This window comes from Nocardiopsis algeriensis, from assembly GCF_014203695.1.
GTDB classification, from domain to species: Bacteria; Actinomycetota; Actinomycetes; order Streptosporangiales; family Streptosporangiaceae; genus Nocardiopsis; species Nocardiopsis algeriensis.
In genome coordinates, this window is the sequence record NZ_JACHJO010000003.1 from 400,564 (window position 1) to 425,361 (window position 24,798).

The window sequence follows — 24,798 nt, forward strand, 5'->3', positions numbered from 1 at the left end:
GGCGCGCCACGCCCCTCACCCGGGCGAAGGGACGCGGTCCGCCGCGGCCGCGGGGACGCCCGTCGGCGGGCCCTGGTGCGCGCCCATGACAAACGGCCCGGCGAAAGGTTAGCTTTACGGCTGTGGGGGCGGGTACGCGCCCCGGCCGATCCGACACAGCGTCGCCGTGCGCCGCTCGCATTCCCTGGGAGCATCTCCGTGAGAACGATCCACTCCGCCCCTGCGATCCCCGGTGCGGAGCCGTTCAGCCACCGCGGATCGAGGACGGGCGTCCTGCTCTGCCACGGGTTCACCGGCTCGCCCTACTCGATGCGGCCCTGGGCCGAGCACCTGGCCGCTGCGGGGCTCAGTGTCGAAGTGCCCCTGCTGCCCGGACACGGAACGGTCTGGCAGGACATGAACACGACCACGAGCGACGACTGGCTCGCCGAGGTGGAGCGGGCCCTGCTGGACCTGGACGGGCGCTGCGACGAGGTGTTCGCCATGGGGCTGTCCATGGGCGGGGCCCTCTCCCTGCGCCTGGCCCAGAGGCACCCCGGCATCGTGCGGGGCGCCGTGCTCGTCAACCCCTCCCTGGCCGTGGAGGACCTCAGGCTGCCCGTCATCGCCCCGGTCCGGCGCCTGGCCGCGCGCCTCATGCCCTCCACACCGGGCCTGGGCAACGACGTGTCCAAGGACGACACCAGCGAAGGCGGCTACGACCGGGTGCCCACGGCGGCCGCCGCGACACTCCCGAAACTGTGGCGCGAGGTCCAGGAGGGCATGCCCCGCCTGAGGTTGCCGATCCTGGCCTACCGGAGCCCCCAGGACCATGTCGTCGGCCCCCGGAGTCTGCGTATCCTCGCCAGGAGGGCGGTCGGTGCACAGCTGACGATCCATCTGCTCCACGACAGCTACCACGTGGCGACCCTCGACCACGACGCCGCCGCCGTCTTCGAGGGGAGCCTCGCCTTCGTGCGGGAGCACAGCAGAAGAAGAGTGGAAGAAGGAGCCGAGCGATGACGCAACGCCGGGGCAACGGCCTGCTCGCCGACGCCTACGTGCCCCTGGTGCTGCTCGCGCCCCTCCACGCGGACAGGATGCTGGAGGCGCTGCGCCGCAAGGGGATCGCCGCCTACGCCGTTCCGTTGGAGGAGGACGTCCTCGAACCCTCCGGGGGAGCGGAGGACCCGCCCACCGACCACCTGTACGTGGACGCCGACGAGCGGGCCGAGGCCGAGCGCGTTCTCGGCACCGAACTTCCCCACCTCGGAGCGCAGAACCCGCTGCCGACCGGGGACGCGGATCCGGACGCCGGTGCGGCCGACCCCCGGACGCCGGTCGGCGGCGACCTCCTGGAGGGGCCGTCCGAGAACACCGGTTCCGACACGGCCCCCGGGGCCGGCGAGGACGAGGTGTGGAAGGACCTCGTCTCCCGCTTCTACGAGGACGACGCCCCGGAGCGGGACCTGCGCTCGTGGCCCGACGCCGAGAACCTCGGCGCCCCTCCCCGGGACGAGGAGCCCGCCGCCTCCGGTGACCTCCTCGCGGACGGGCCCGACCGCGAGGAGGAGGACCGCCGGACCGAGGCCGACCTGGAAGGCCACTACGAGCCTCCGCCGCCACCCCCTCTGCTCCAGGGCGACAGGACGGGCATCGCCGCCTGGTTCGGCTTCCTGGGCAGTCCCGCGCTGGTCTTCGGCATCACCTTCCTGGGGCTTCCCCGCCCCAACTGGCTCGTGTTCCTGGCGGTGCTGGTCTGCCTGGCCTGCTTCGTGGTGCTCATCCTGCGCATGAACGACCGCCGTCCCCCCGGTGACGGCGGTCCCGACGACGGGGCGGTGGTCTGAGCCCTGGGTTTCGACGTCCCCCTCTGGCGCTCCTTCACCCTCTTCCGCGCCGTCTCCCTCGTCTACGCGCTCTTCCTGCTGGTCCGCAACCACGAACACCTGCTCCGTCCCTGGCTGGCCTGGGGCGTCCTGGTCCTCATGGCCGCATGGACCGTGGTGACCGCGCTGGCCTACGCCGCGCCGGAGCGGCGGACCTGGCGGCTGCTCACCGTCGACCTGGCGGTGACCTTTGGCTGCCTGTTCGCGACCGCCGCCGCGGCCACGCCGTTCTACCTCACCCAGGCACCGCCCCTGAGCGGCTACTGGTTCGCGGGTGCCGCGCTGGCCGCCAGCGTGATCTGGGGACGCCGCGGCGCCGTCGCGGTCGCCCTGCTCTACGGCTCGGCCGACCTCCTCCTGCGCGCCCTCATGGGTGCGGCCGTCACCCCGGCGACCGCACGGGGTGTGGTCCTGCTGCTCCTCACGGGCCTGGCCGTCGGCCACATGGCCCGGATCTCGGGACAGGCCGAGGAGCGCTTCGCGCAGGCGGTGGCCCTGGAGGCCCGGCTGCGCGAGCGCGAGCAGCTGGCCCGCTCGATCCACGACTCGGTCCTGCAGGTGCTGTCCCTGGTCAGCCGGCGCGGTGCCGAGGTCGGGGGAGAGGCCGCCGAACTGGGGCGGATGGCCGGTGAGCAGGAGGTGCGCCTGCGGGCCCTGCTCACCGACGGCACGTCCGATCCCGCCCAGGCGGACGAGGCCGGCCCCGCGCCCGCCCCCGACCGGACGGACCTGCGTGACCTGCTCCGGCCTCTGGAGTCGGTGCGGGTGGCCGTGTCCGCGCCGGCCACCCCCGTCACGCTGCCCGGGCCCACCGCGCGGGAACTGGCGGCCGCCGTCTCCGCCGCCCTGGACAACGTCGCCAGGCACTGCCCCGAGGGCACGCGCGCCTGGATCCTGGTGGAGGACGAGGGGGACGCGGTGGCGGTGTCCGTACGCGACGAGGGCCCCGGGATCCCCGAGGGGCGCCTGGAGCAGGCCCGCCGCGAGGGACGTCTGGGCGTGGCGCAGTCCGTGCAGGGGCGCCTGCGCGACCTCGGCGGCACGGCCGAGATCCTCTCGCTCCCCGGGCAGGGAACCGAGGTGGAGCTGCGCATCCCCCGCCCTTGAGGGCGGCCGGTCCCGGAGACCGGTCACAGGGGCGGGCCGTGGCCCGGTTCCTCCTGGTGGAAGAAGCGCTGCTCCTGCCAGACCTCGCCGCGGTTGTGGTATCCGCGCTCCTCCCAGAAGCCCCGGCGGTCGGCCGTCATGTACTCCAGGGCGCGCAGCCACTTGACGTTCTTCCACCCGTACAGGTGCGGCACCACCAGGCGCAGCGGATATCCGCGCTCCTTCGCCAGCGGCGCACCACCGGAGTGGGTGGCTAGCAGCACCCCCTCGGCCAAGAAGTCCTCCAGGCGCAGGTTCGCACTGTAGCCGTACTCGGCCCAGGCCATCACATGCGTCACCTCGGGCGCGGGCGGCGCGGCCGCGGCCAGGTCGGCGGAGCGTACACCCTCCCACGACATCCCGGGGACGCTGAAGCGCGCCACGCAGTGGAAGTCGCTCACCGAGCGGCTCCGGGGCAGGTGCGCGAACTCCTCCCACGTCCACCGGTACACCCCCAGGGAGGAGGTCGCCCCCATGACGCGGAAGTCCCACCTGTCCGCGCGGAAGCGCGGAACCGGCCCGTAGTGGATCGGCTTGTGGTGCAGGCGCACCCGCTGCCCCGGCGGCACGGCCGTCCCCTCCGAACGGCTGCCGCTCCCCGTCCCCTCGGACACACCTTCCCCCGTCCGTATCACCGCGGTTCCAGATCTCCCGGGGCACCCCTGGGCGCCCCCGCCGCGCGGAGCAGAGGCGGCACCCGCCATCCTGCCAGGTGCCCGGAAGAGCGGGGTCGGTCGACCCGGGTGTGTGGACAACCGCCGGCCGTGCGCTATAGTTCCTGCCATGCAGCGGAACTTCTGGCGTTTTTATGGCTACCGGCCCGACACCCCGGTCGCCTGTAGAGCGCTGCGCTGACACAGACGACTTGAGCCCCGGGCCGGACGACCCGGGGCTTTTTGCTGTCCCGGGAGCCGGCGGTCCGACACGCACCGCGGGGCTCAGCTCCAGACCCAACACACAGGCAGGGACACGCACATGGTCATCGTGATGGCACCGGACGCCACTTCCGACAACATCAGCGACCTGGTCGAGCTGATCGGCTCGGCCGGGGGAGAGGCCTACGTCACCCGCGGCGTGAGCCGCACGATCATCGGCCTCGTCGGGGACGTCGAACGGTTCCAGGACCTGGGCCTGGCCGCCAAACCCGGCGTCAGCGACGTCCTGCGCATCTCGGCCCCCTACAAGCTGGTCAGCCGGGAGAACCACGACAGCCGCAGCGTCGTCAGCGTCCGCGGCGTGCCGATCGGCGGCGACAACGTCACCCTCATCGCCGGCCCGTGCGCCGTCGAGACCCCCGAGCAGACCCTGGAGGCGGCGCGGATGGCACAGGAGGCCGGCGCGTCCCTGCTGCGCGGCGGCGCCTACAAGCCCCGCACCTCCCCCTACGCCTTCCAGGGACTGGGCGAGGAGGGCCTGAGGATCCTCGCGGACGTGCGCGCGGAGACCGGCCTGCCGGTCGTCACCGAGGTCGTGGACGCCGCCGACGTCGAGCTCGTCGCCTCCTACGCCGACATGCTCCAGATCGGCACCCGCAACATGCAGAACTTCGCCCTCCTCCAGGCCGCCGGCGACGCCGGCAAGCCCGTCATGCTCAAGCGCGGCATGAGCGCCACCATCGAGGAGTGGCTGATGGCCGCCGAGTACATCGCCCAGCGCGGCAACCTCGACATCGTCCTGTGCGAGCGCGGGATCCGCACCTTCGAGAAGGCCACCCGCAACACCCTGGACATCAGTGCCGTTCCCGTGGCCCAGAGCCTGTCCCACCTGCCGGTGATCGTCGACCCGTCCCACTCGGGAGGCAAGCGCGACCTGGTACTGCCCCTGACCCGGGCGGCCGTCGCGGTCGGTGCGGACGGAGTCATCGTCGACGTCCACCCCCGTCCCGAGACCGCCCTGTGCGACGGTCCGCAGGCCCTGGTGCAGGAGGATCTGGCCGGGCTGCGCGACGCGATCGGGACCCTGGCCGCCCTGACCGGCCGCGCCCTCACCCCCGCCCCGGGCCTCGAACTCGCCGGGATCTAGGCGTACTGACCGCGCGGGCCGGTGGCGCCCACCCCGCCCGACACGGACGAGGAGGGCCTCCGGCGCCGGTAGGGACCGCGGTGTCCTCCCGGAGCCAGGAGGCCCTCTTCGCCTTCCACGGCTCGTGCTCCGGCGGAGCGCCTGCCCCCGGACCGGGGTCCCGGGGCAGGCCCCGCTCAGGCGCGGACGGCGGCGGGCCGGGTCTCCAGTCGGGCCGGGGCCGCCTCGCCCAGGAAGCTGGGCCTGTGCATCTGCGCCGTGGTCACCAGGTGCTCGGCGAGTTCCTCGGCGTCCAGGCGCTTCTCGATCTGGCGCAGGTCGGGGATCTTGGCCGCGGTCTCCACCTGGCGCGGGGTCAGCATGGTGCAGCAGTCCTCGTCGGGCAGCTCCGAGATGGCCAGCGTCCCGATCCTGCGGGCCTGGTCCATGATCTCGGTCTTGTCCATACCGATGAGCGGGCGCAGGATCGGCAGGTCGACCGCGTCGTCCAGCGCCGTCAGGTTGGCCATGGTCTGACTGGAGACCTGGCCGAGCGCGTCACCGGTGACCAGGCACTCCGCCCCCAGGTCGTCGGCCAGGGCCTCGGCGGTCTTGAGCATCAGGCGTCGCTGGGCGACGATCTGCAGCCGTTCCACACCCGAGCTCTTGAGCTGCTGCTGGGCCTTGCCGAAGGGGATCACGAACAGGCGGGAGCCCACCTGGTAGCGGTCGAGCTGGCGGACCAGGCTGTAGGCCTTGTAGATGGACTCGGGTCCGGTGAAGGGCATGCCCGAGAAGTGCAGGAAGTCCACCTTGAGCCCGCGCCGGATCATCCGGTGCGCGGCCACGGGGGAGTCGATGCCGCCCGACATCAGGACCAGGCCGCGTCCGCTCATCCCGGCGGGCAGGCCGCCCTGGCCCGGGGTGCCGTCGGTGAACACGAACGCCTCGTCCTTGTCCACCTCGACGAACAGGGTGTTGTCGGGCCGCTTGAGGTTCACCTTGTAGCCGTGCGCCTCGATGATCTTGTGGCCCAGGTGTCCGGCCAGCTCGGAGGAGGTCATCCCGAAGCGCTTGTCGCGGCGGCGGGCGCGCACGGCGAAGGTGCCCGTGCGTCCGGCCATGGAGCGCACGGCGACGTCGGTGACGGCGTCCAGGTCCTTGGCGACGCGGCGCACCAGGTGCACCCACACGATCCCCATGACATGGGCCATGCGGTCGGCGATCTCGGCGACCTCGATGTCGGAGGCGCCGGGCTTGCGCACGATGATGACGCCGGCTCCGCGCTGGGAGAGGCGGATCTCACCCAGGTCGCGCACGCTGTTGCGGATGTTGTTGTGCAGGCGGCGCTCGAACAGCTTGCGGTTGGAGCCCTTGAGAACGATCTCGCCGAGCTTCATGAGCACGCAGAGCTCGCCCAGCCCTGCGTCGGCCCCGGCCTCGGTCACTGGGAGCGGCGCGGACTCAAGCGACGCGGTCATGGGTGCTACCTCCGGTTGGATGTCTTGGTGTCCCGGCTGCTGTGTGGGAGGCGACGGCGGTCCGAACCGGGAACGACCACTGACGTCCTTTCAGTATCGGACATTCTCCCCACCGCTTCATCCGCTTTCCGAGAGGGGGCCGGACACACCGCGGGCCCCCTCCGAGGGAGCTGGGAGGGGGCCCGCGGACGGGCGGCCGTGGCCCGACGCCCGTCCGGCCGACGCGTGTTCCGCCGCGTCAGCCGAAGAAGACCTCGGCCTCGGTGTAGCGCTCGGCCGGGACGGTCTTGAGGGTGTCGGTGGCCTCGGCCAGGTCCACGCGCACGATGTCGGTGCCCCGCAGGCCGACCATCTTGCCGAAGGACTTGTCGTGCACGGCCTCGATGGCGTTGACGCCCAGGCGGGTGGCGAGCACGCGGTCGAACGCGCTCGGGGTGCCGCCGCGCTGCACGTGGCCCAGGACGACCGAGCGGGCCTCCTTGCCGGTGCGCTGCTCGATCTCCTCGGCCAGGCGCTGACCGATGCCGCCCAGGCGCACGTGGCCGAAGGAGTCCTTCTCGCCGGTGGCCAGCTCCATCTGCCCCTCCTTGGGGTGGGCCCCCTCGGCGACCACGATGATGGGCGCGTACTGGGTCCGGAAGCGGCTCTCGACGTGCTTGACGACCTCGTCGATGTCGAAGGGGCGCTCGGGGATGAGGATGACGTTGGCCCCGGCGGCCATACCCGAGTGGAGCGCGATCCACCCGGCGTGGCGGCCCATGACCTCGACCACGAGCGCGCGGTGGTGCGACTCCGCGGTGGTGTGGAGGCGGTCGATGGCCTCCGTGGCGATGTTGACGGCCGTGTCGAAACCGAAGGTGTAGTCGGTCGCGTTGAGGTCGTTGTCGATGGTCTTGGGCACCCCGACGACGTTGACGCCGCGGTCGTGCAGCTGGCGGGCCACGCCGAGCGTGTCCTCGCCGCCGATGGCCACCAGCGCGTCCACGCCGAGCCCGGCCATGTTGTCCTTGACCCGCTCGACACCGCCCTCGATCTTCATGAGGTTGGTCCGGGAGGAACCCAGGATGGTGCCGCCGCGCGGGAGGATGCCGCGTACGGCCTCCACGTCCAGGGGCATGGTGTCACCCTCGAGCGGACCGCGCCAGCCGTCCCGGAAGCCCACGAACTCGTAACCGTAGTCCTTGATCCCCTTGCGGACCACAGCGCGGATGACAGCGTTCAGACCAGGGCAGTCCCCGCCACCGGTCAGCACCCCGACACGCATACGACTTCTCCTCGACGTTGTGTGGCTTGTGACGCATGGCGCCATATGGTCTAGACCATAATGGTCCCGGCGAGCTCAGGCCAACCCCGAGGGGCGAACAGCGTGCGAATTCACTCCGGGGACGGACGGGCGTCACCGGCCGCGGAGGATCAGCCGAGTCCCTGGTCGATGGCGTAGCGGACCAGTTGCGCCCTGTTGTGCAGATGCAGCTTGGTGAGCGTGTTCTGCACGTGGTTCTGCACGGTGCGGTGGGAGATCGACAGGCGCTGCGCGATCTGCTTGTAGGCCAGGCCCTTGGCGACCAGGCGCAGCACCTCGGTCTCGCGGGGGGTGAGCGCGGGGGCGGCCGCCTCGGGGCGCCGCTCGTCCGACGACAGCCTGCGGTACTCGCCCAGCACCAGGCCCGCCAGCCCCGGTGTGTACACGGCCTCGCCGCGGTCGACCCGCCGCACGGCGTCCAGGAGCTCCTCCCGGCCCGCCGACTTGACGAGGTAGCCCGTCGCCCCGGCCTTCACCGCCGCGAGGACGTCGTCGCCGGCACCGCTGGCCGAGAGCACCAGGACGCGCGGGGGTTCGGGCAGTGCGACCAGGGCCGCGGTGAGCTCCACCCCTGACATGTCCGGCAGGTGCAGGTCGACGACGGCCAGGGTGGGGCGGGCGGCCGGGGCGATGCGCAGCGCCTTGGCGCCGTCCCCGGCCGTTCCCGCGACGGTGATCCCGGCCTCGTCCAGATCGCGCGCGACCGCGTCGCGCCACATCGGGTGGTCGTCCACCACCAGGACCCGGATCCGCTCGCTCTCCATGCGAGAGACCTTATCCCGCCCCGGGCGGGAGGGCACCGGTCAGTCGTCGTCCTCGTCCTCGCCGAGGTCGAAGGGCGTCGCGGTGATCGTGATCTCCGTGCCCTCGGGGGCCTCGCCCTCGTGGGACTGGGCGGACACGGTCCGGCCGCCGAGGATGCGCTCCACCTTGACCTTGAAGCCGGCCTCCTCCAGTTCCTCCTTGGCGTCCTTGACCGACATGCCGACCACGTCGGGGATCTCGACGGGGGGCGGACCCGTGGAGACCGTGAGCTGGACCGTGTCGCCGGCGCCGACGATGGAGCCGGAGTCGGGGGACTGGCTGATCACCAGGCCTTCCTTGACGTCCTCGCTCGCCTCCTCGGCGATCTGGACGTCCAGCCCCAGCGAGGTCAGGGCGCTCTCGGCCTGCGCCAGTTCCTGGCCGCCGACCGCGGGCACCTCGATGCCCCGGCTGACGGTGACGGTCACCGTCTCCTCGCGGTCGGCCTGCTCGCCCGCGGCCGGTGTGGTGGACACCACCTCGCCCGGGGCCACGCCCTCGGCGTCGACCTCCTCCCGGACGATGGAGTCCTTCTCGAAGCCGAGATCCTCCAGGGCCTCGACGGCATCGGAGTCGTCCTGCTTCACCAGATCGGGCATCTCCACGTACTGGGGCCCCTTGGAGAGGTGCACGGTGACCTCGGTGCCGGGGGAGAGGCGCTCCCCGGCCTCGGGATCGGTGGAGGCGACCGCGCCCACCTCGACGTCGTCGCTGTAGACGGTCTCCTCGGACAGGTCGTAGATCAGACCCTCGGTGCGGATGGCCTCACGCGCGGCCTCGGGGGAGGACCCCACCACGTCGGGCACCTCCTCGAAGCGGCCGACCAGGACCCACCAGCCGCCGGCGAGCAGCACGAGGGCGAGCAGCGCGGCGCCGACACCGATGAGCAGGCCCCGGCGGGGCGGATCCCCGCCACCGTCGCCGTACTCGTCGTAGCCCTCGTCGAACCCGCCCATGTCGACGACCATGGTGGCGTTCTCGGTGCCCGGTCCGGCGCCGCCCGCGATGAGCTGAGGGGCGGTGACGGAGGCCGTGGCCGCCTCACCGGGGTTGACCGGAGGCAGCGGGGCACCGCCTTTGCGCTGGTCGGCGGGCAGACCGTGCAGCACCTCCAGAACCCTGGCCAGGTACTGGCCCGCGTTTCCGGGGCGGTAGCGGGGGTCGCGCTCGGTGGCCTTGGTGACCAGGGCGTCGACCTCGGGCGCCAGCCCCGGCAGGAAGTGGGAAGGACGCGGAACGTCCTCGTTGACGTGCTGGTAGGCGATCGCGATGGGGGTCTCACCGGTGTGCGGCTGGCTGCCGGTGAGCAGCTCGTAGAGCATGATGCCCGCCGCGTAGACGTCGGTACGCGCGTCGGCGGTGCCCCGCTCGATCTGCTCGGGTGCCAGATAGGCGGCGGTGCCCATGAGAGTGCCGGTGCGGGTGAGTCCCTGGGTGGACTGCTCCACCGCGCGGGCCAGACCGAAGTCGGCGACCTTGATCCGGCCGTCCTCGGTGATGAGGACGTTCTCGGGCTTGATGTCGCGGTGCACCATGCCCGCCTGGTGGGCGGCGCCCAGGGCGGCCAGCACCGGCGCCATCACGTTCAGGGCGTCGTAGGCAGACAGGCGCCCGCGTTCCTTGAGCAGTGCCCGCAGCGTGCGGCCGGGAACGTACTCCATGGCGAGGAAGACGTGGCCCCGGTCCTCCCCCTGGTCGAAGACCTGGACGACATTGGGGTGGGAGAGCTTCGCCACGGAGTGCGCCTCGTTGATGAAGCGCTGCACGAAGGTGGGGTCCTGGGCGAGGGAGGGGTGCATCACCTTCAGCGCGAGCCGTCGGTCCAGCCTCAGGTCGTGGGCGACGTAGACGGTCGCCATCCCGCCACCGGCGATTCTGGACTCCACGAAGTAGCGCTGGTCCAGCGTCTCGCCTACGAGCGGGTCGGAAGTCGTCATGTCCACGGCGGAGTAGTGTCCTTGCTGCGGGGAGCGCGGGCTGTCGCGGCGGTGGCGCGTACCCGGCACCAGGTGTCGAACCGACACGATAGCGGAAGCCCGCGCAGGATCTGCCCCGCGGTCGGCGGCGCGCCCCTCCACGGGCCGGGCGGACGCGCGCTGTTGGTTCTCTGTGCTCGCGGCGTCCTCCTGGGGACGACACGTCCACTCCAAGGTAGGGGACGGCGCCAAACCCGTGTCCGCGCCGCCTTCCGGCGGGCGGCGCGGGGACGCGGGTCAGTCGGGGTCGGGGGAGGAGGCGCGGGCGTGGCGGCGTACCGGGATGCGGCCCGCCAGGCGGGCGTTCCGGCCCGCGCGCACGGCGTCGCGCATGGCCGACGCCATGCGCACCGGCTCCTGGGCGCGTGTGACGGCCGTGGCGAGCAGGACGGCGTCGCAGCCGAGCTCCATGGCCAGCGCGGCGTCGCTGGCCGTGCCGATCCCCGCGTCGACGATCACCGGGACGCCCGCCTGCTCCACGATCAGCTCCAGGTTGTGCGGGTTGCGGATACCCAGCCCGGAGCCGATCGGCGCGGCCAGCGGCATCACCGCCGCGCAGCCCAGCTGCTCCAGGCGGCGGGCCAGCACCGGGTCGTCGTTGGTGTAGGGCAGCACGGTGAACCCCTCGTCCACCAGCTGCTCCGCAGCCTCCAGCAGCTCCACCGGGTCGGGCAGCAGCGTGTGCTCGTCGGCCACGACCTCCAGCTTCACCCAGTCGGTCTCCAGCGCCTCCCGGCCCAGCCGAGCGGTGCGCACGGCATCGGCGGCGGTGAAGCACCCCGCGGTGTTCGGCAGGGGCCGGATCCCGTTGCGTTCCAACACGTCCCATACCGACCCCCGGGTCCCCGGGGAGATCCGGCGCAGGGCCACGGTGGTCAGCTCCGTGCCGGAGGCGACCAGTGCTTCCTCGAGCACGTCCAGTGAGGGGGCGCCCCCGGTGCCGGTGATGAGCCGCGAACCGAAGGAGACCCCCGCGACGACGAGCGGGTCGTCGGTGTGCCGTGTCACGCTCATCCCCCCTGCACCGCGGTGATGACCTCCACGCGGTCGCCCGCCTCCAGGACGGTGCCGGCCCACGCGGCCCGGCGCACCACCTCGTCGTTGACGGCGACGGCGATCCCCCCGGGGACCGGGCCGCCTTCCGAGGCGGTCAGGTCGCGCACCACGGCCTCCACCGTGGTGCCGTCCGCGGTCTCACGGCGGTCGCCGTTGACGGTCAGTTCCACTGATGCTCCCAGTTCGTCGTGTGCCCGGACACCTCCGGGCGGTCGGCGGCGAACCGCCGCGCGTACTCCGGCAGGGCCTCCCCGGTGAGGACCTGCGCCATGGCCTCGCCGGTGACGGGGGCCAGCAGCACCCCGTGCCGGAAGTGGCCCCCGGCCAGGTGCAGTCCACCGACCCCGGTGGGCCCCAGCAGGGGTGCGTTGTCGGGAGAGCCCGGACGCAGTCCCACACAGGTCTCGGTGACCTCCAGCTCGTCCACCCCCGGCACGAGCTCCCGCGCGTCCCTGAGCACCTGCCACAGGCCGCCGACGGTGAGGGAGGTGTCGTGGCCCCGCTCCTCCTGTGTGGCGCCGACGACCACCTCGCCGTCGGCTCGCGGCACCAGATAGACGGGAGAGCCCCGGACCAGGCCGCGGACCGTCCGGTGCACCAGCGGTGGCTCGCCGGCGGGCACCCGGGTGCGCAGCAGCTGGCCCTTGACGGGGCGCAGCGGCGGAACCACCGGCCGGGGAACCTTCACGCGGTCGCTCCGGCAGCCGGCGGCCAGCACCACCTGGCCGGCGGGCAGGACGCGCCCGTCGGAGAGGACCGCACCCAGGCGTGCGCCACCGGGGCCGCCCGCCGTGATCTCCACGACACGCTCCCGGACCTCGGCCACCCCCGCGCGGGTCCCGGCCGCGGCGAGGGCGCGCAGCAGCAGCCGGGGATCCACCGAGTGGTCCTCCGGGGCGAGCACGCCGCCGCGCACCGACGGGGCGAGCATCGGCTCCAGACGGCGGCACTCGCGGCCGGTCAGCCGCTCGGCGCGCACGCCGAGACGCCCCTGGAGGCCGTGCAGTTCGGTGAGGACGGCCAGGTCGTCGCGGTCGAAGGCGACCAGGAGCGTGCCGGTGGTGCGGTATCCCACCCGGATGCCGGAGGCCTCCTCCAGCTCGGCGACGAAGTCGGCGTACATGCCCGCCGACCGGATCCCGAGCTCCATGAGGGGCTCCTCGCCGAACACCGCCTCGGTGGCCGGGGTGAGCATGCCGGCGGCGACGGCGGAGGCGGAGCGGGAGGCGGACGGGGCGGTCACGGGGTCGGGCTCGACCAGGGTGACCCGCAGGCCCCTCTGCGCGGCCCTCCAGGCGGTCACCCGCCCGGCGAGCCCGCCGCCGACCACGACGGTCGCGTGTTCCTCGGCGGGCGGACGGATCCTTCCGGACCGGAGGTCCTCCTGCGTACGCACGGTGCGGTCTCCCCTCCCTTCGCCGGCATGACCCGGATCAGGTTCGTGCGGTCGGAGGCGGACAGCCTCCCTCTCAGCCGGGTCCCCCCGGCTCCCGCGGGACGTGAATGCTCGGGCCCATCCTACGCATCCCCGCCGCGGGAATCAGTGGCGGGGATCTCCTTCGGTCCGGGCCCGCCGGGACGCCCCTGTTCCCCCGGTGTGGCAGATTGGTGGGGTGACACCGAGCGATCTCGACATCGAAGCACTGGTCGGCGAGTGGCTGACCCTCAAGGAGGCGGCCGCGCCTCTGGGCGTGAGCCCGAACGCCGTCAAGACACTCATCCGGGAAGGGCGACTGGCGGGCGTGGTCCGGGGCGGAGAGCTGTGCATCCCCGCGGCCTTCGTCGACGGCGACAACTTCGTCAAGGGCCTCCAGGGCACACTCGTCCTGCTCGGCGACGCGGGCTTCTCCTCCGAGGAGGCCCTGCGGTGGCTGTTCACCCCCGACGCGTCCCTGCCGGGCACACCCATGGAGGCCCTGCGCGGCAACCGGGGCACCGAGGTGCGCCGCCGCGCCCAGGGCCTCGCCTTCTGACGGGGCCGCCTCCTGTGCGGGGCGCGCCGTCCCGCTCCTTTGGGCGGGCCCGCCCGAGGGCCTAGGGTGGTCGGCGTGAGGACCAGCCACGGAACCAGCCTGCGCAAGCGCCTGGACGCATCCCTTCTGTACCTGTGCACCGACGCCCGGAAGGAGCGCGGCGACCTCGCCGAGTTCGCCGATGCCGCTCTCGCCGGGGGAGTGGACATCATCCAGCTCCGGGACAAGGGCCTGGAGGCCCGCGAGGAGATCGCCGCCCTGGAGGTGCTGCGGGAGGCCTGCGAGCGCCACGGCGCCCTGCTCGCCGTCAACGACCGCGCCGACATCGCCCGCGCCGTGCGCGCCGACGTGCTGCACCTGGGTCAGCGCGACCTGCCGGTGCCCATGGCCCGCGACATCGTCGGGGCCGATCCGGTCATCGGCCGCTCCAACAACGACCCCGAGGCGGCGGCCGCCTCCGCGGAGGAGGTCGGCAGCGACTACTTCTGCGTGGGCCCGGTCTGGGAGACACCGACCAAGCCCGGCCGCCGGGCCGCCGGAACGGGGCTGGTCGAGTACGCCGCGGCGCTGCGCACCGACCGCCCCTGGTTCGCCATCGGAGGCATCGACGAGGGCAACGTCGACCAGGTCCTGGACGCGGGGGCCCGCCGCATCGTGGTGGTGCGCGCCGTCACCGAGGCCGAGGACCCGAGGTCCGCGGCCGCCGCGCTGCGCGCCCGGGTGGAGGCGCGCAGCGCGCACTGACCCCGGCGTCAGCAGAACACGTGCGACATGGCACTGGGGTGGCGGCGGAGGAAGCCCTCGATGGACTGGGCGGGGTGGCCGGTCAGCTTCTGGACCGTGGAGGCGACCACGTCCAGCTCGTTCGCCGCGATCGCGGTGTAGGAGGACACCCGGCCCTCCGCCTCCCACAGGGGCATCCCCTCGGCCAGACGGGCCTCCATCGCCTCCTGCGGGGTCTCGGGCACGTAGCGGATGCTGCGGCCCGTCAGGGCACCCAGCTTCTCGGCGGTCTCGGCCATGGAGAGCGCCTCGGGGCCGGTGACGTCGTGGGTTGCGTCCTCCGACACGGCAGCGGCCACCGGGTCGGCCAGCACCGCGGCGGCCACGTCGGCGATGTCGTCGCGTGAGACCCACGCCACCCTGCCCTCGCCCGCGGGGCCGCGCACCTCGCCCCGGTCACTGACCCACGCGGGCAGGAGGTCCAGGTAGAGGCTGGAGCGCAGGAACGTGTAGGTCAGGCCCGTCGACCGGATGTGGGCCTCGGTGAAGAAGTGCGTCCGCGCGAAGGTGAAGGTGGAGGCGGGGCCCGCCCCCAGGAAGGACAGGTAGACGATCCGCGACACGCCTGCCTTGAGAGCGCCGTCCACCGCGCTCAGGTGCACGTCGATCCGGTTCTCGGACTCGGTGGCGGGGACGAGGAAGAGCGTGTCCACGCCCCGGCAGGCCCGCTCGAAGTCGGACGTGTCCTCGTAGGTCGCCATCGCCGCCGTGCTGCCCGGGTACTCGGGCGCACGGTTGATGTCCCGCACGATGAGCCGTTGCGCCACCCCCAGACGTGCGAGTCGGGCGGCGACCCGCCCGCCCACCGCTCCGGTTGCCCCGGTCACCCCTATGGTGTGGTTTGTCATGTGATCGTCGCCCATGACTCCCCATCCTGAAGGACGAGGGCGTGCCGGAGGCTGAGCGGCACGCCCCGACTTTCGCCTCGTCAGGGAGAGGGGCGCCCCGGGTCCTCCCGCAGGTGTTCCGCACCGGCGGCGGGAGCGGTCGCACGTCCCGGCGAACCGCGCCGGTAGGCCAGACGGCGCAGCAGCGTCTCGGCCGGTCCCCGCACGCCCGCACGCTCCATGGCGTAGGCCGCGGCGACCGTCACCAGCCACACGGCGACCGCGTACAGGAACATGGTCCACGCGGTCAGCTGCCCGCCCAGGCCCAGTCCCCACGCGGCCAGCACCGGTGCGCACAGAACAGACTGGGCGAGGTAGGAGCTCAGGGACCGCTTGCCCGTGGCGACGATCGCGGTCACGACCGGGCCGTGCGCGCGCCCGCGCGCATCCAGGCGGCGGGCGACCAGGGTGATCAGGGCGATGTAGCCCAGGCCTCCGGCCAGACCGGTCAGCATGTGCCACATGAGCAGCATCTCCACCTGTCCGGGGGCCAGGTCCCACACGCCGATCTGCGCCAGCGCGGCCGGAAGGCCACCCAGCCAGCCCGTGGCGATGCCGAGGAAGGCGGTCAGGCGCAGAAGGGACAGGTGCTCGCCCGGTTCCTCCAGGACACGCCGGCGCGCGGCCCAGAACCCGAACAGGACCGCCGCGGGGACGGCGAGGCCGAGCGCCTGGCCGAGGGAGAGGAACGGCCAGGCCGAGATGCGTCCCAGCGCCGCCCCCAGGACCGAGGGATCGGAGATGTTGGCCGCGGTCGAGGTGATGCTGCCTCCGACGGAGCTCTGGGCTCCCAGGTCGCCGCCGGCCAGGGTGAAGGCCAGCCCGGCCAGGCCGAACGCCGTCAGCAGGGCCATCAGGCCGACGATCACCCATGCCCACACCATCTGGGTGGCGGGCCTGCGGCGCAGGAACAACCACCCCAGGAGGAGCCCGGCCACACCGTAGGCCCCCAGGATGTCGCCCATCCACAGGAGCAGGGCGTGGAGGAAGCCGAACACGATCAGCCACAGGTTGCGGCGGCGCAGCAGTGCGTTCACGTCCCGCACGTCGGCACCCGCGGCCTCCTGGCGCGTGGCCAACTGCACCATGCCGTACCCGAACAGGAACGCGAACATCGGGTAGCTGCGCATGTCCACCGCCATCACGGTGAAGAACTGCGCCGCCCGGTCGAGGACCCCCTCCGGAGCAGGGTGTACGTTCATGAGCCCCGGGTCGCCGGCCCACAGGTACCACACGGAGTTGGCGATCGCGATGAACAGGAGCATGAAGCCGCGCGCCAGGTCGGGAGCCAGGGCCCGCTCGCCGGTGTGCACCGGTCCCCGGTGCGGGGTTCGCCATGTCATGGGAGGGTCCCTCCGGTCCGGTCGGCCTCGTGCTGCCAACGTAACCGGAGAGGGGCGTCCGCACATCCGGGAATCCCTTACGGGAATCCCCGGACATTTCCATGAGGGCCTTGCGGGCAGGCCCCGGCCAGCCTCAGTGCGCGCGGCGGGTGGCCGCGGCCACGAGCTCGCGCAGCGGCTCCCGGGCGCTCTCGTCCAGGGCCGGCGACTCCAGCGCCGCGAGGGCCTCGTCCGAGTACCGGGTGACGAGCTCCTCGCAGGCGTCCAGGGCCCCGGAGGACTCGATGAGGGCGCACATCCACTCCACCGCTTCCATCGACAGGTCCGGCGCCCCCAGCAGGGAGCGGAAGCGGTCGGCGTCGGCGCGGCCGGAACGGGCCAGGGTCTCGGCCACCACCAGGGTCCGCTTGCCCTCGCGGAGGTCGTCGCCCGCGGGTTTGCCGGTCGTGGACGGGTCGCCGAACACCCCGAGCACGTCGTCGCGCAACTGGAAGGCCACGCCCAGGGGGATCCCGTAGGCGGTGTACACCGGGGCCAGCTCCTCGTGGCGTCCCGCCAGGGCGGCGCCCAGGTGCAGCGGCCGCTCGATCGTGTACTTGGCGGACTTGTAGCGCATCACCCGCAGCGCGGCCTCGCGTGACTCGGTGCCCCGCACCTGCTCCAACGTGTCCAGGTACTGCCCTGCCATCACCTCGGTGCGCATCGCGTCGAAGGGGCTCCGGCCCCGCTGGAGGGACTCCAGCGGGAAACCGCTCGCCTGGTACATCTCGTCGGACCAGGCCAGGCACAGGTCGCCGATGAGCACGGCCGCGCCCTGCCCGAAGCCCTCGCTGTCGCCGTTCCAGCCGTGGTCCGCGTGCAGCTTGGCCAGCCTCTTGTGGGTGGCGGGCAGCCCGCGGCGGGTGTCGCTGTTGTCGATCACGTCGTCGTGGACGAGGGCGCACGCCTGCAGGAACTCCAGGGCCGCGGCGGCCCGGAACACGCGCGGATCGCCGGCCGCGCCGCCGGCCCCCCTCCAGCCCCAGTAGCAGAACGTCGGGCGCAGGCGCTTGCCTCCTGCGAGCATCGCCTCCAGCGCGTCCATGGCCGGGGCCAGTTCCGCGCCGATCTCCAGGAGCTGGGCGCGATGGGCGGTGCAGAAGGCCTCCAACTCGGCGTCCACGGCGGAGCGCACGGACGCAACGGGCGAGGCAGAGGAAGAACTGGCGGACATACCTGCACACTAGGGCATGTTTCGCAGGTGCTCGGCCTGCGGCGCGGCCCCTCGGCGCGACCTTGTCCTGGGATCTCACATACCGGGACGCCGTTCCCGCACGGTGAGGAGGACTCGCCTAAGGTTGTGGGCATGCTCGCAGCACCGACACGCCCCACAGCAGCCCGCAGTCCCTCCGCCCGGCCGCGGCACATCCGCGACCTCCTCCGCACGGGCGAGCCGATGTTCTCCTTCGAGTTCTTTCCGCCCCGCAGCCCGGAGGCCAACCAGCGCCTCTGGCGGGCGATCCGTGAGATCGAGGCCCTGGGCCCCTCCTTCGTCTCCGTCACCTACGGCGCCGGCGGAAGCACCCGGGGCATGACGGTGGAGACCACCGAGCGCATCGCGACCGACACCACTCTGCTGCCCGTCGCCCACATGACCCTCGTCGAGCACTCCGTGGCCGAGCTGCGCCACCTCATCGGCCGCCTCGCCGACGCGGGGGTCTCCAACATGCTCGCGGTGCGCGGCGACCCTCCCGGTGACCCGACCGGGGAGTGGATCCCCCACCCGCAGGGGCTGACCTACGCGGAGGAGCTCGTCCGGCTCCTCAAGGACAGCGGCGACTTCTGCGTGGGGGTGGCGGCCTTCCCCTACAAGCACCCCCGTTCGGAGGACGTCGCGACCGACACCGAGCGCTTCGTCCGCAAGTGCGAGGCCGGCGCCGACTACGCCATCACCCAGATGTTCTTCGACCCCGAGGACTACCTGCGCCTGCGCGACCGCGTGGCGGCCCGCGGCTGCGACGTGCCGATCATCCCGGAGGTCTTCCCGGTGGTGCGCACCTCGTTCATCCCCCGGTCGGAGCAGCTCTCGGGAGCACCCTTCCCCGCGGCCCTGGCCGAGCGCTTCGCCTCCTTCGGGGACGACGCCGCGGCGGTTCGGGCCTTCGGTATCGAGTACGCCCAGCGCATGTGCGAGCGGCTCCTGGACGAGGGGGCGCCGGGCATCCACTTCATCACCTCGAACCAGTCCACCGCCACCAGGGAGATCTACCGGGAGGTCGCCGGGCGGCGCCCGTCAGGGGCAGCCGGGCGGCCATGACGGAGAAGGGCTGGTCCGGGCTGCCCGGGAAGGTGAAGTCCTCCAGCACCTCGGTGAACCCGCACGAGCGGTAGAGGTGCCGGGCCGCCGACGGCCCCGAGCGGGTGGACAGCACAGCGGTGCGCTCGGGCCTGCCCTCGCACAGAGCGTGCAGGAGCGAGCGTCCCACGCCCTGTCCCTGCGCGTCGGGACGGACGTGGACCTCGGCGATCTCCAGGGCGTCGGAGAGCCAGTGGCGCGTGTGGCCGTGCCCGGCCGCGGCGCGCAGGCCGATGGCGACGGTGTCGTGCCACCACTGCCCGGGCAGGCCGTGGAAGGCATAGGCGAAGCCGATCGGCGTCCCCTGACGCAGGGCGACGACCGAGCGGAAGCCGGGGTGGTGGGCGTGGCTGTGCATGACGGCGGCCCGCCCCGGCAGCTGCTGGGGCGGAGGCCTCATCGCCGCCTCGTACACCTCCAGGAGGGCGGGGACGGCGTGCGCGAACGCGGCCGGGGCCAGTTCGCGCAACTCGGTGTCGGCTGGCACGGACCCACATTAGGGCGTGTCCGGCGGATGCCGCCCGCAACGAGCGGGATCCGGGTGCGTCGCGCGAGGCCGGGCGAGGAGCCGGAGCGGTTCCCCGCCGCCGGCGGAAGCGAGGCGGGAGGGCGCCGGGGTGCGGAGTGCCCGGCCGCGCCGCTGCCGCGGGAACGCAGCGAGGCCGGCTCCTGGGGAGCCGGCCTCGGGTGCCGGACGGGCCCGGGCGCGTTCCGCGGATGCCCGTTTAGAAGGCGTCCACCGCGCGGCGGGCCTCGGGGTCGAGGACGCCCCAGTTGATGAACTCCTCGGTCAGGTCGCCGGGCGACTTGTCGTAGATGACCGCGAGTGAGCGCAGGTCCTCGTGGCGAATGGAGAGCACACGGCCGTTGTAGTCGCCCCGCTGGCTCTGGATGGTGGCCACGTAGCGGGACAGCGGGCCGGCCTTCTCCTGCGGCAGCTGCTGCATGCGCTCCAGGTCGATGACCAGCTTCGGTGTCGGGCCGAGGGGCGCGGGCGCGGCGCCTCCGGGCAGCAGTTCCGACATGGGCACACCGTAGAAGTCGGCGAGCTCGGCGAGCTTCTGGACGGTGACCGCGCGGTCACCGCGCTCGTAGGAGCCGACCACGACGGCCTTCCAGCGTCCGTGGGACTTCTCTTCCACCCCGTGCAGGGACAGGCCCTGCTGGGTGCGGATGGCGCGCAGCCGCGCACCGAGGGACTTGGCGTATTCGGATGGCATCTTCTTGTCGCTCCCGGCCGTGACAGTGGCTGGCGAGGTGGGGAGACGTCCGCTCGCGCCCGGCAGGCCGCAGGAGCGGACCGGTCGGAGAGGTCACGGGGTGCAACCCCACTCGATAGTGGTTACAGACAGTGACGCTATGGGGGGTGGCCGTTCAGGTCAAGCCGTTGGGGTGAAACGCGACTAATCAGTGGCCAAACCGTGCGTAAGTGAGACTCCTCTCATATCCGTGCCGATCGGTGCGAGTGGGGAAGTCCGCTGTGACGGAAACTGCTTCCCTGCAAGGGGTTTTCGCGTATCCGCCTTCCTGGGGTGTATGCGCACTGTGGCCAGATGGGTGCCGAAGGAGAGCCGAACACTCCCCGTGCACGTGATCAGAGTCACATTCAGGCTTTCGGGGGCCGGGTCCGCTCCGCAGGCCCCCGATCGCCGCTGGTAGCGTGTGCTCGATCGACATCCTTTAACGACCTGTCCAGTGAGGCAGGGAAGGGGTCACCGTTGTGCATGCGCGAAAACCCGCGGGCGGCAGCGAGCCCGCAGACACCTCCCCGGTACCGGGAACCCGTGCCGTCCTCGACGGCAGCGAGATCAACCGGGCCCTGACCCGCATCGCCCACGAGGTGCTCGAACGCACCAAGGGCGGCCGCGACGTCACCCTCCTCGGCATCCCCTCCCGCGGCGTCCCCCTCGCCCGCCGCCTGGCCGAGCGGATCGAACTCGTCGAGAACCTCACCGTCCCGCACGGCTCCCTCGACGTCACCATGTACCGCGACGACCTGCGCTCGGCGCCCGTGCGCACCCTCAAGCGGACCGAGATCCCCGCGGGCGGCCTCGACGACCGCGTCGTCGTCCTGGTCGACGACGTCCTCTTCTCCGGACGCACCGTCCGGGCGGCACTGGACGCCCTCAACGACCTGGGCCGCCCCCGCGCCGTGCAGCTCGCCGTCCTCGTCGACCGGGGCCACCGGGAGCTGCCCATCCGCGCCGACTACGTGGGCAAGAACCTGCCCACCTCCCTGCGCGAGAGCGTCACCGTCCGGCTCGACGAGACCGACGGCGACGACGCGGTACTGCTCGGACCCGCCAGGCCGAGGCCCGGCACCACCGAGGGGAAGGACGTCTGATGCGCCACCTGCTCTCCGCCGGCGACCTCAGCAGGGACGAGGCCGTCCTCGTCCTGGACACCGCCGCCGAACTCGCCCTCGTGGGGGACCGCTCCGTCAAGAAGCTCCCCACCCTGCGCGGCCGCACCGTGGTCAACCTCTTCTACGAGGACTCCACCCGCACCCGCACCTCCTTCGAACTGGCGGCCAAACGCCTGTCCGCCGACGTCGTCAACTTCTCGGCCAAGGGGTCCAGCGTCTCCAAGGGAGAGAGCCTCAAGGACACCGCTCTCACCCTCCAGGCCATGGGCGCCGACGGCGTCGTCATCCGCCACAGCGCCTCCGGCGCGGCACACCGCCTCGCGGGCTGGGTCGACGGCTCGGTCCTCAACGCCGGCGACGGCACCCACGAACACCCCACGCAGGCACTGCTCGACGCCTACACCATGCGCTCGCGCCTGGGCCGCCTGGAAGGCCTGCGCGTGGCCGTGGTCGGCGACATCCTGCACAGCCGTGTGGCCCGCTCCAACGTCCTGCTGCTCACCACCCTGGGTGCCCACGTCACCCTCGTCGCACCGCCCACCCTCCTTCCGGTCTCGGTGCACACCTGGCCGTGCGAGGTCTCCTACGACCTCGACGCCGTTCTGCCCAAGACCGACGTGGTGATGATGCTGCGCGTCCAGGCCGAGCGCATGCACGACTCCTTCTTCCCCTCCGTACGCGAGTACAGCCGCGGCTACGGGATGCACGGCGAACGCCTGGCACGCATGCCGGAGGACGCCATCGTCATGCACCCCGGTCCGATGGTGCGCGGCATGGAGATCTCCGCCGAGGTCGCCGACTCCCCGCGCTGCACCGTCACCGAGCAGGTCGCCAACGGGGTCAGCCTGCGCATGGCCGTGCTCTACCTGCTGCTCGGCGGCTCCTGAGCACCGGGGCGCCCGTGCGCCCGCGCCGGAGGCGCCCGCACGGCCCCGGCGCCCGGACCTCCCGACACCACGAGAACACGAGGAAGCCGAAACCGCGATGCCCGACATCCGACCCCACCTGCTCCGCGGCGTCCGACCGCTCGGCGGAGAACCCGTCGACATCCTGCTCGCCGACGGCCTGGTCGCCGCGATCGGCGCCGACCTGAGGGCCCCCGAGGGCACCACGGTCGTCGACGCCGGCGGTCTGATCGCCCTGCCGGGCCTGGTCGACCTGCACACCCACCTGCGCGAGCCCGGCCGAGAGGACGCCGAGACCGTCGAGAGCGGTTCGCGCTCGGCCGCCATGGGCGGCTACACCGCTGTCCACGCCATGGCCAACACCGACCCCGTCGCCGACACCGCGGGCGTCGTCGAACAGGTCTGGCGCCTGGGCCGCGAGGCCGGGTACTGCGACGTGCGCCCCGTCGGCGCCGTCACCGTCGGCCTGGCCGGCCGCCGGCTCTCCGAGATCGGGGCCATGGCCGACTCCGCCGCGCGCGTACGCGTCTTCTCCGACGACGGCATCTGCGTCTCCGACGCCCTGCTCATGCGCCGCGCCCTGGAGTACGTCAAGGCCTTCGACGGTGTGATCGCCCAGCACGCCCAGGAGCCCCGCCTCACCGAGGGCGCCCAGATGAACGAGGGATGCGTCTCCGACCGCCTCGGCCTGCCCGGCTGGCCCGCGGTCGCCGAGGAGGCGATCATCGCCCGCGACTGCCTGCTCGCCCAGCACGTCGGCTCGCGCCTGCACGTGTGCCACGTCTCGACCCGGGGCTCGGTCGACATCATCCGCTGGGCCAAGGCCCGCGGCTGCGAGGTCACCGCCGAGGTCACCCCGCACCACCTGCTGCTCACCGACGACCTGGTCGAGTCCTACGACCCCGTCTACAAGGTCAACCCGCCGCTGCGCACGGCCGATGACGTCCAGGCGCTGCGCGAGGGCCTGGCCGACGGCACCATCGACGTCGTCGCCACCGACCACGCCCCCCACCCCAAGGAGGCCAAGGAGACCGAGTGGTCCACCGCCGCCATGGGGATGGTCGGACTGGAGACCGCGCTGGCCGTCGTGCAGAAGGCGATGGTCGACACCGGCCTGCTGACGTGGGAGCAGGTGGCCGAGCGCATGTCCGCGACGCCCGCCCGCATCGGCCGCGTCACCGGGCACGGCCGCCCCCTGGCGGTCGGTGAACCCGCCAACGTCGTCCTGTACGACCCCGCCGCGCCCGTCGGTGTCGACGGAGCGGCCATGGTCACCAAGAGCAGCAACACGCCCTTCGGGGGCATGACCCTGCCCGGCCGGGTGCGCGCCACGTTCCTGCGCGGCGCCCCCACCGTCCTGGAGGGCAAGATCCAGTGAACACCGCAGCAAGCGCCCAGGCCGGTCCTGGTGCGGCAGAGGGGGGAAACGTGTCAGAGGCAACCGGCGGTCCGGCGATCCTGGTTCTCGAGGACGGCCGCGTCTTCCGCGGGCGCTCCTTCGGCGCCCCCGGCGAGACCTTCGGAGAGATCGTCTTCAACACCGGGATGACCGGTTACCAGGAGACCCTCACCGACCCCTCTTACCACCGCCAGATCGTGGTGATGACCGCCCCGCACGTCGGCAACACCGGTATCAACGACGACGACCCCGAGTCGGGCCGCATCTGGGTCGCCGGGTACGTCGTCCGCGAGCCCGCGCGCATCTCCTCCAACTGGCGTGCCGAGCGCACCCTCGACGAGGAGCTGCGCCGCCAGGGCGTGGTGGGCATCGCCCTGACCGGTACCCGCGCCCTCACCCGCCACCTGCGCGACAAGGGCGCCATGCGCGCCGCCGTCAGCACCGTCGAGACCGACCCCGAGCGGCTGCTGGCCCGCGTCCTGGAGCAGCCTCCCATGGCCGGCGCCGACCTGGCCGGCGAGGTCAGCACCGACACGCCCTACGAGGTCCTGCCGCCCGAGGGAACGGAGGCCCGCTTCCACGTCGCCGCCGTCGACCTGGGCATCAAGGCCATGACCTCCCGGCGGCTGTCCGAACGCGGCTGCCGGGTCACCGTGCTGCCCTCCGACGCCACCGCCGAGGACATCCTCGCCCTCGACCCGGACGGCGTCTTCTTCAGCAACGGCCCCGGCGACCCCGCCGCCGCGGACGTCCCCGTCGCCGCTGTGCGCGGCGTCCTCGACGCGGGCAAGCCGCTCTTCGGCATCTGCTTCGGCAACCAGCTCCTGGGCCGCGCGCTCGGCCTGGGCACCTACAAGCTGCCCTTCGGCCACCGCGGCGTCAACCAGCCGGTGATCGACACCCGCAGCCGAAAGGTCGCCATCACCAGCCAGAACCACGGCTTCGCCGTCGACGCCCCGCTCGACGGCCCCTTCGACACCCCCTACGGCCGGGCCGAGGTCAGCCACATCGGCCTCAACGACCAGGTCGTCGAGGGCCTGCGGCTGCTGGACCGCCCCGTGTTCAGCGTCCAGTTCCACCCGGAGGCCGCCGCGGGCCCCCATGACGCCGCCGAGCTCTTCGACGAGTTCATCGACCTGATGTCCGCCCAGCCCGCTCCGGCTGCCGAGTAGT

Annotated in this window: 24 protein-coding genes and 1 riboswitch; of the genes, 11 read left to right on the forward strand and 13 right to left on the reverse strand. The window is 72.6% G+C overall.

The window, feature by feature from the left end:
- The first annotated feature begins 198 nt into the window (after nucleotides 1-198).
- Genes FHS13_RS06270 through macS form a run of 3 tightly spaced genes read left to right on the forward strand, consistent with a single transcriptional unit; the run spans nucleotide 199 to nucleotide 2,975 of the window.
- Nucleotides 199-1,002 carry an alpha/beta fold hydrolase gene (locus FHS13_RS06270; protein ID WP_184288884.1) on the forward strand — a complete coding sequence of 268 codons (804 nt, stop codon included), beginning with the start codon at nucleotides 199-201 and terminating at the stop codon, nucleotides 1,000-1,002.
- Nucleotides 999-1,829 (forward strand): hypothetical protein, encoded by an 831-nt coding sequence (locus FHS13_RS06275; RefSeq protein ID WP_184288887.1) that lies wholly within the window; start codon nucleotides 999-1,001, stop codon nucleotides 1,827-1,829. The genes FHS13_RS06270 and FHS13_RS06275 overlap by 4 nt, the downstream gene beginning before the upstream one ends.
- Nucleotides 1,830-1,832: 3 nt before the next feature.
- Complete coding sequence (macS, locus tag FHS13_RS06280; RefSeq protein ID WP_221442487.1) at nucleotides 1,833-2,975, forward strand: MacS family sensor histidine kinase; 1,143 nt, start codon at nucleotides 1,833-1,835, stop codon at nucleotides 2,973-2,975.
- Between the two features lie 23 nt (nucleotides 2,976-2,998).
- Here the strand turns inward: macS and FHS13_RS06285 are convergent, their stop codons facing one another.
- Nucleotides 2,999-3,628, reverse strand: coding sequence for a molybdopterin-dependent oxidoreductase (locus FHS13_RS06285; protein WP_420221564.1), 630 nt, complete (start codon nucleotides 3,626-3,628; stop codon nucleotides 2,999-3,001).
- A 361-nt stretch (nucleotides 3,629-3,989) separates the two neighbouring features.
- Here FHS13_RS06285 and aroF point away from each other — a divergent pair, with 361 nt between their 5' ends.
- The gene (gene aroF, locus FHS13_RS06290; protein WP_184288896.1) at nucleotides 3,990-5,036 is read left to right on the forward strand and encodes a 3-deoxy-7-phosphoheptulonate synthase; all 1,047 of its coding nucleotides are present in this window, start codon (nucleotides 3,990-3,992) and stop codon (nucleotides 5,034-5,036) included.
- 176 nt (nucleotides 5,037-5,212) lie between these two features.
- On the opposite strand, the gene thiI is transcribed toward aroF, so the two are convergent.
- The 7 genes from thiI to thiO form a co-directional block, all read right to left on the reverse strand.
- Complete coding sequence (gene thiI / locus FHS13_RS06295; protein ID WP_184288899.1) at nucleotides 5,213-6,496, reverse strand: tRNA uracil 4-sulfurtransferase ThiI; 1,284 nt, start codon at nucleotides 6,494-6,496, stop codon at nucleotides 5,213-5,215.
- Nucleotides 6,497-6,734: 238 nt separating this feature from the next.
- Nucleotides 6,735-7,760: a 6-phosphofructokinase gene (locus FHS13_RS06300; RefSeq protein WP_184288902.1), complete on the reverse strand. Its 1,026-nt coding sequence runs from the start codon at nucleotides 7,758-7,760 to the stop codon at nucleotides 6,735-6,737.
- 149 nt (nucleotides 7,761-7,909) lie between these two features.
- Nucleotides 7,910-8,563 (reverse strand): response regulator, encoded by a 654-nt coding sequence (locus FHS13_RS06305; protein ID WP_184288904.1) that lies wholly within the window; start codon nucleotides 8,561-8,563, stop codon nucleotides 7,910-7,912.
- Nucleotides 8,564-8,602: 39 nt separating this feature from the next.
- Nucleotides 8,603-10,546: a Stk1 family PASTA domain-containing Ser/Thr kinase gene (gene pknB, locus FHS13_RS06310; protein ID WP_184288907.1), complete on the reverse strand. Its 1,944-nt coding sequence runs from the start codon at nucleotides 10,544-10,546 to the stop codon at nucleotides 8,603-8,605.
- A 270-nt stretch (nucleotides 10,547-10,816) separates the two neighbouring features.
- Nucleotides 10,817-11,593: a thiazole synthase gene (locus FHS13_RS06315; protein WP_184288910.1), complete on the reverse strand. Its 777-nt coding sequence runs from the start codon at nucleotides 11,591-11,593 to the stop codon at nucleotides 10,817-10,819.
- A complete protein-coding gene (thiS, locus tag FHS13_RS06320; RefSeq protein ID WP_184288913.1) occupies nucleotides 11,590-11,805 on the reverse strand; it encodes a sulfur carrier protein ThiS in 216 nt (71 codons plus the stop codon). Before thiS ends, FHS13_RS06315 begins: the two co-directional genes overlap by 4 nt.
- Nucleotides 11,796-12,998 carry a glycine oxidase ThiO gene (thiO, locus tag FHS13_RS06325; protein WP_184289217.1) on the reverse strand — a complete coding sequence of 401 codons (1,203 nt, stop codon included), beginning with the start codon at nucleotides 12,996-12,998 and terminating at the stop codon, nucleotides 11,796-11,798. Before thiO ends, thiS begins: the two co-directional genes overlap by 10 nt.
- A gap of 30 nt (nucleotides 12,999-13,028) precedes the next feature.
- Nucleotides 13,029-13,139, reverse strand: a riboswitch (TPP riboswitch).
- 109 nt (nucleotides 13,140-13,248) lie between these two features.
- Between thiO and FHS13_RS06330 the strand changes: the two genes are divergently transcribed.
- Complete coding sequence (locus FHS13_RS06330; protein WP_184288914.1) at nucleotides 13,249-13,608, forward strand: Rv2175c family DNA-binding protein; 360 nt, start codon at nucleotides 13,249-13,251, stop codon at nucleotides 13,606-13,608.
- A 75-nt stretch (nucleotides 13,609-13,683) separates the two neighbouring features.
- Complete coding sequence (gene thiE / locus FHS13_RS06335) at nucleotides 13,684-14,352, forward strand: thiamine phosphate synthase (RefSeq protein ID WP_184288932.1); 669 nt, start codon at nucleotides 13,684-13,686, stop codon at nucleotides 14,350-14,352.
- Between the two features lie 8 nt (nucleotides 14,353-14,360).
- Here the strand turns inward: thiE and FHS13_RS06340 are convergent, their stop codons facing one another.
- From FHS13_RS06340 to FHS13_RS06350, 3 genes are all read right to left on the reverse strand, one after another.
- A complete protein-coding gene (locus FHS13_RS06340; RefSeq protein ID WP_184288935.1) occupies nucleotides 14,361-15,254 on the reverse strand; it encodes an SDR family oxidoreductase in 894 nt (297 codons plus the stop codon).
- Nucleotides 15,255-15,319: 65 nt separating this feature from the next.
- On the reverse strand, nucleotides 15,320-16,621 hold the full coding sequence (locus FHS13_RS06345; protein WP_184288939.1) for a DUF418 domain-containing protein: 1,302 nt from the start codon (nucleotides 16,619-16,621) through the stop codon (nucleotides 15,320-15,322).
- Nucleotides 16,622-16,754: 133 nt separating this feature from the next.
- The gene (locus FHS13_RS06350) at nucleotides 16,755-17,834 is read right to left on the reverse strand and encodes a polyprenyl synthetase family protein (RefSeq protein ID WP_184288942.1); all 1,080 of its coding nucleotides are present in this window, start codon (nucleotides 17,832-17,834) and stop codon (nucleotides 16,755-16,757) included.
- A 222-nt stretch (nucleotides 17,835-18,056) separates the two neighbouring features.
- Here FHS13_RS06350 and metF point away from each other — a divergent pair, with 222 nt between their 5' ends.
- Nucleotides 18,057-18,917: a methylenetetrahydrofolate reductase [NAD(P)H] gene (gene metF, locus FHS13_RS06355; RefSeq protein WP_246404729.1), complete on the forward strand. Its 861-nt coding sequence runs from the start codon at nucleotides 18,057-18,059 to the stop codon at nucleotides 18,915-18,917.
- On the opposite strand, the gene FHS13_RS06360 is transcribed toward metF, so the two are convergent.
- Nucleotides 18,832-19,443, reverse strand: coding sequence for a GNAT family N-acetyltransferase (locus FHS13_RS06360; RefSeq protein WP_343064922.1), 612 nt, complete (start codon nucleotides 19,441-19,443; stop codon nucleotides 18,832-18,834). The genes metF and FHS13_RS06360 overlap by 86 nt on opposite strands.
- Nucleotides 19,444-19,681: 238 nt before the next feature.
- Nucleotides 19,682-20,176: a transcriptional regulator BldD gene (gene bldD / locus FHS13_RS06365; protein WP_184288948.1), complete on the reverse strand. Its 495-nt coding sequence runs from the start codon at nucleotides 20,174-20,176 to the stop codon at nucleotides 19,682-19,684.
- A 500-nt stretch (nucleotides 20,177-20,676) separates the two neighbouring features.
- Here bldD and pyrR point away from each other — a divergent pair, with 500 nt between their 5' ends.
- The 4 genes from pyrR (at nucleotide 20,677) to carA (ending at nucleotide 24,797) form a co-directional block, all read left to right on the forward strand.
- The gene (gene pyrR / locus FHS13_RS06370; protein WP_184288951.1) at nucleotides 20,677-21,300 is read left to right on the forward strand and encodes a bifunctional pyr operon transcriptional regulator/uracil phosphoribosyltransferase PyrR; all 624 of its coding nucleotides are present in this window, start codon (nucleotides 20,677-20,679) and stop codon (nucleotides 21,298-21,300) included.
- On the forward strand, nucleotides 21,300-22,208 hold the full coding sequence (locus FHS13_RS06375) for an aspartate carbamoyltransferase catalytic subunit (RefSeq protein WP_184288954.1): 909 nt from the start codon (nucleotides 21,300-21,302) through the stop codon (nucleotides 22,206-22,208). Before pyrR ends, FHS13_RS06375 begins: the two co-directional genes overlap by 1 nt.
- 97 nt (nucleotides 22,209-22,305) lie before the next feature.
- Nucleotides 22,306-23,604 (forward strand): dihydroorotase, encoded by a 1,299-nt coding sequence (locus FHS13_RS06380; protein ID WP_184288957.1) that lies wholly within the window; start codon nucleotides 22,306-22,308, stop codon nucleotides 23,602-23,604.
- A gap of 50 nt (nucleotides 23,605-23,654) precedes the next feature.
- A complete protein-coding gene (gene carA, locus FHS13_RS06385) occupies nucleotides 23,655-24,797 on the forward strand; it encodes a glutamine-hydrolyzing carbamoyl-phosphate synthase small subunit (RefSeq protein ID WP_184288973.1) in 1,143 nt (380 codons plus the stop codon).
- Nucleotide 24,798 lies beyond the last annotated feature (1 nt).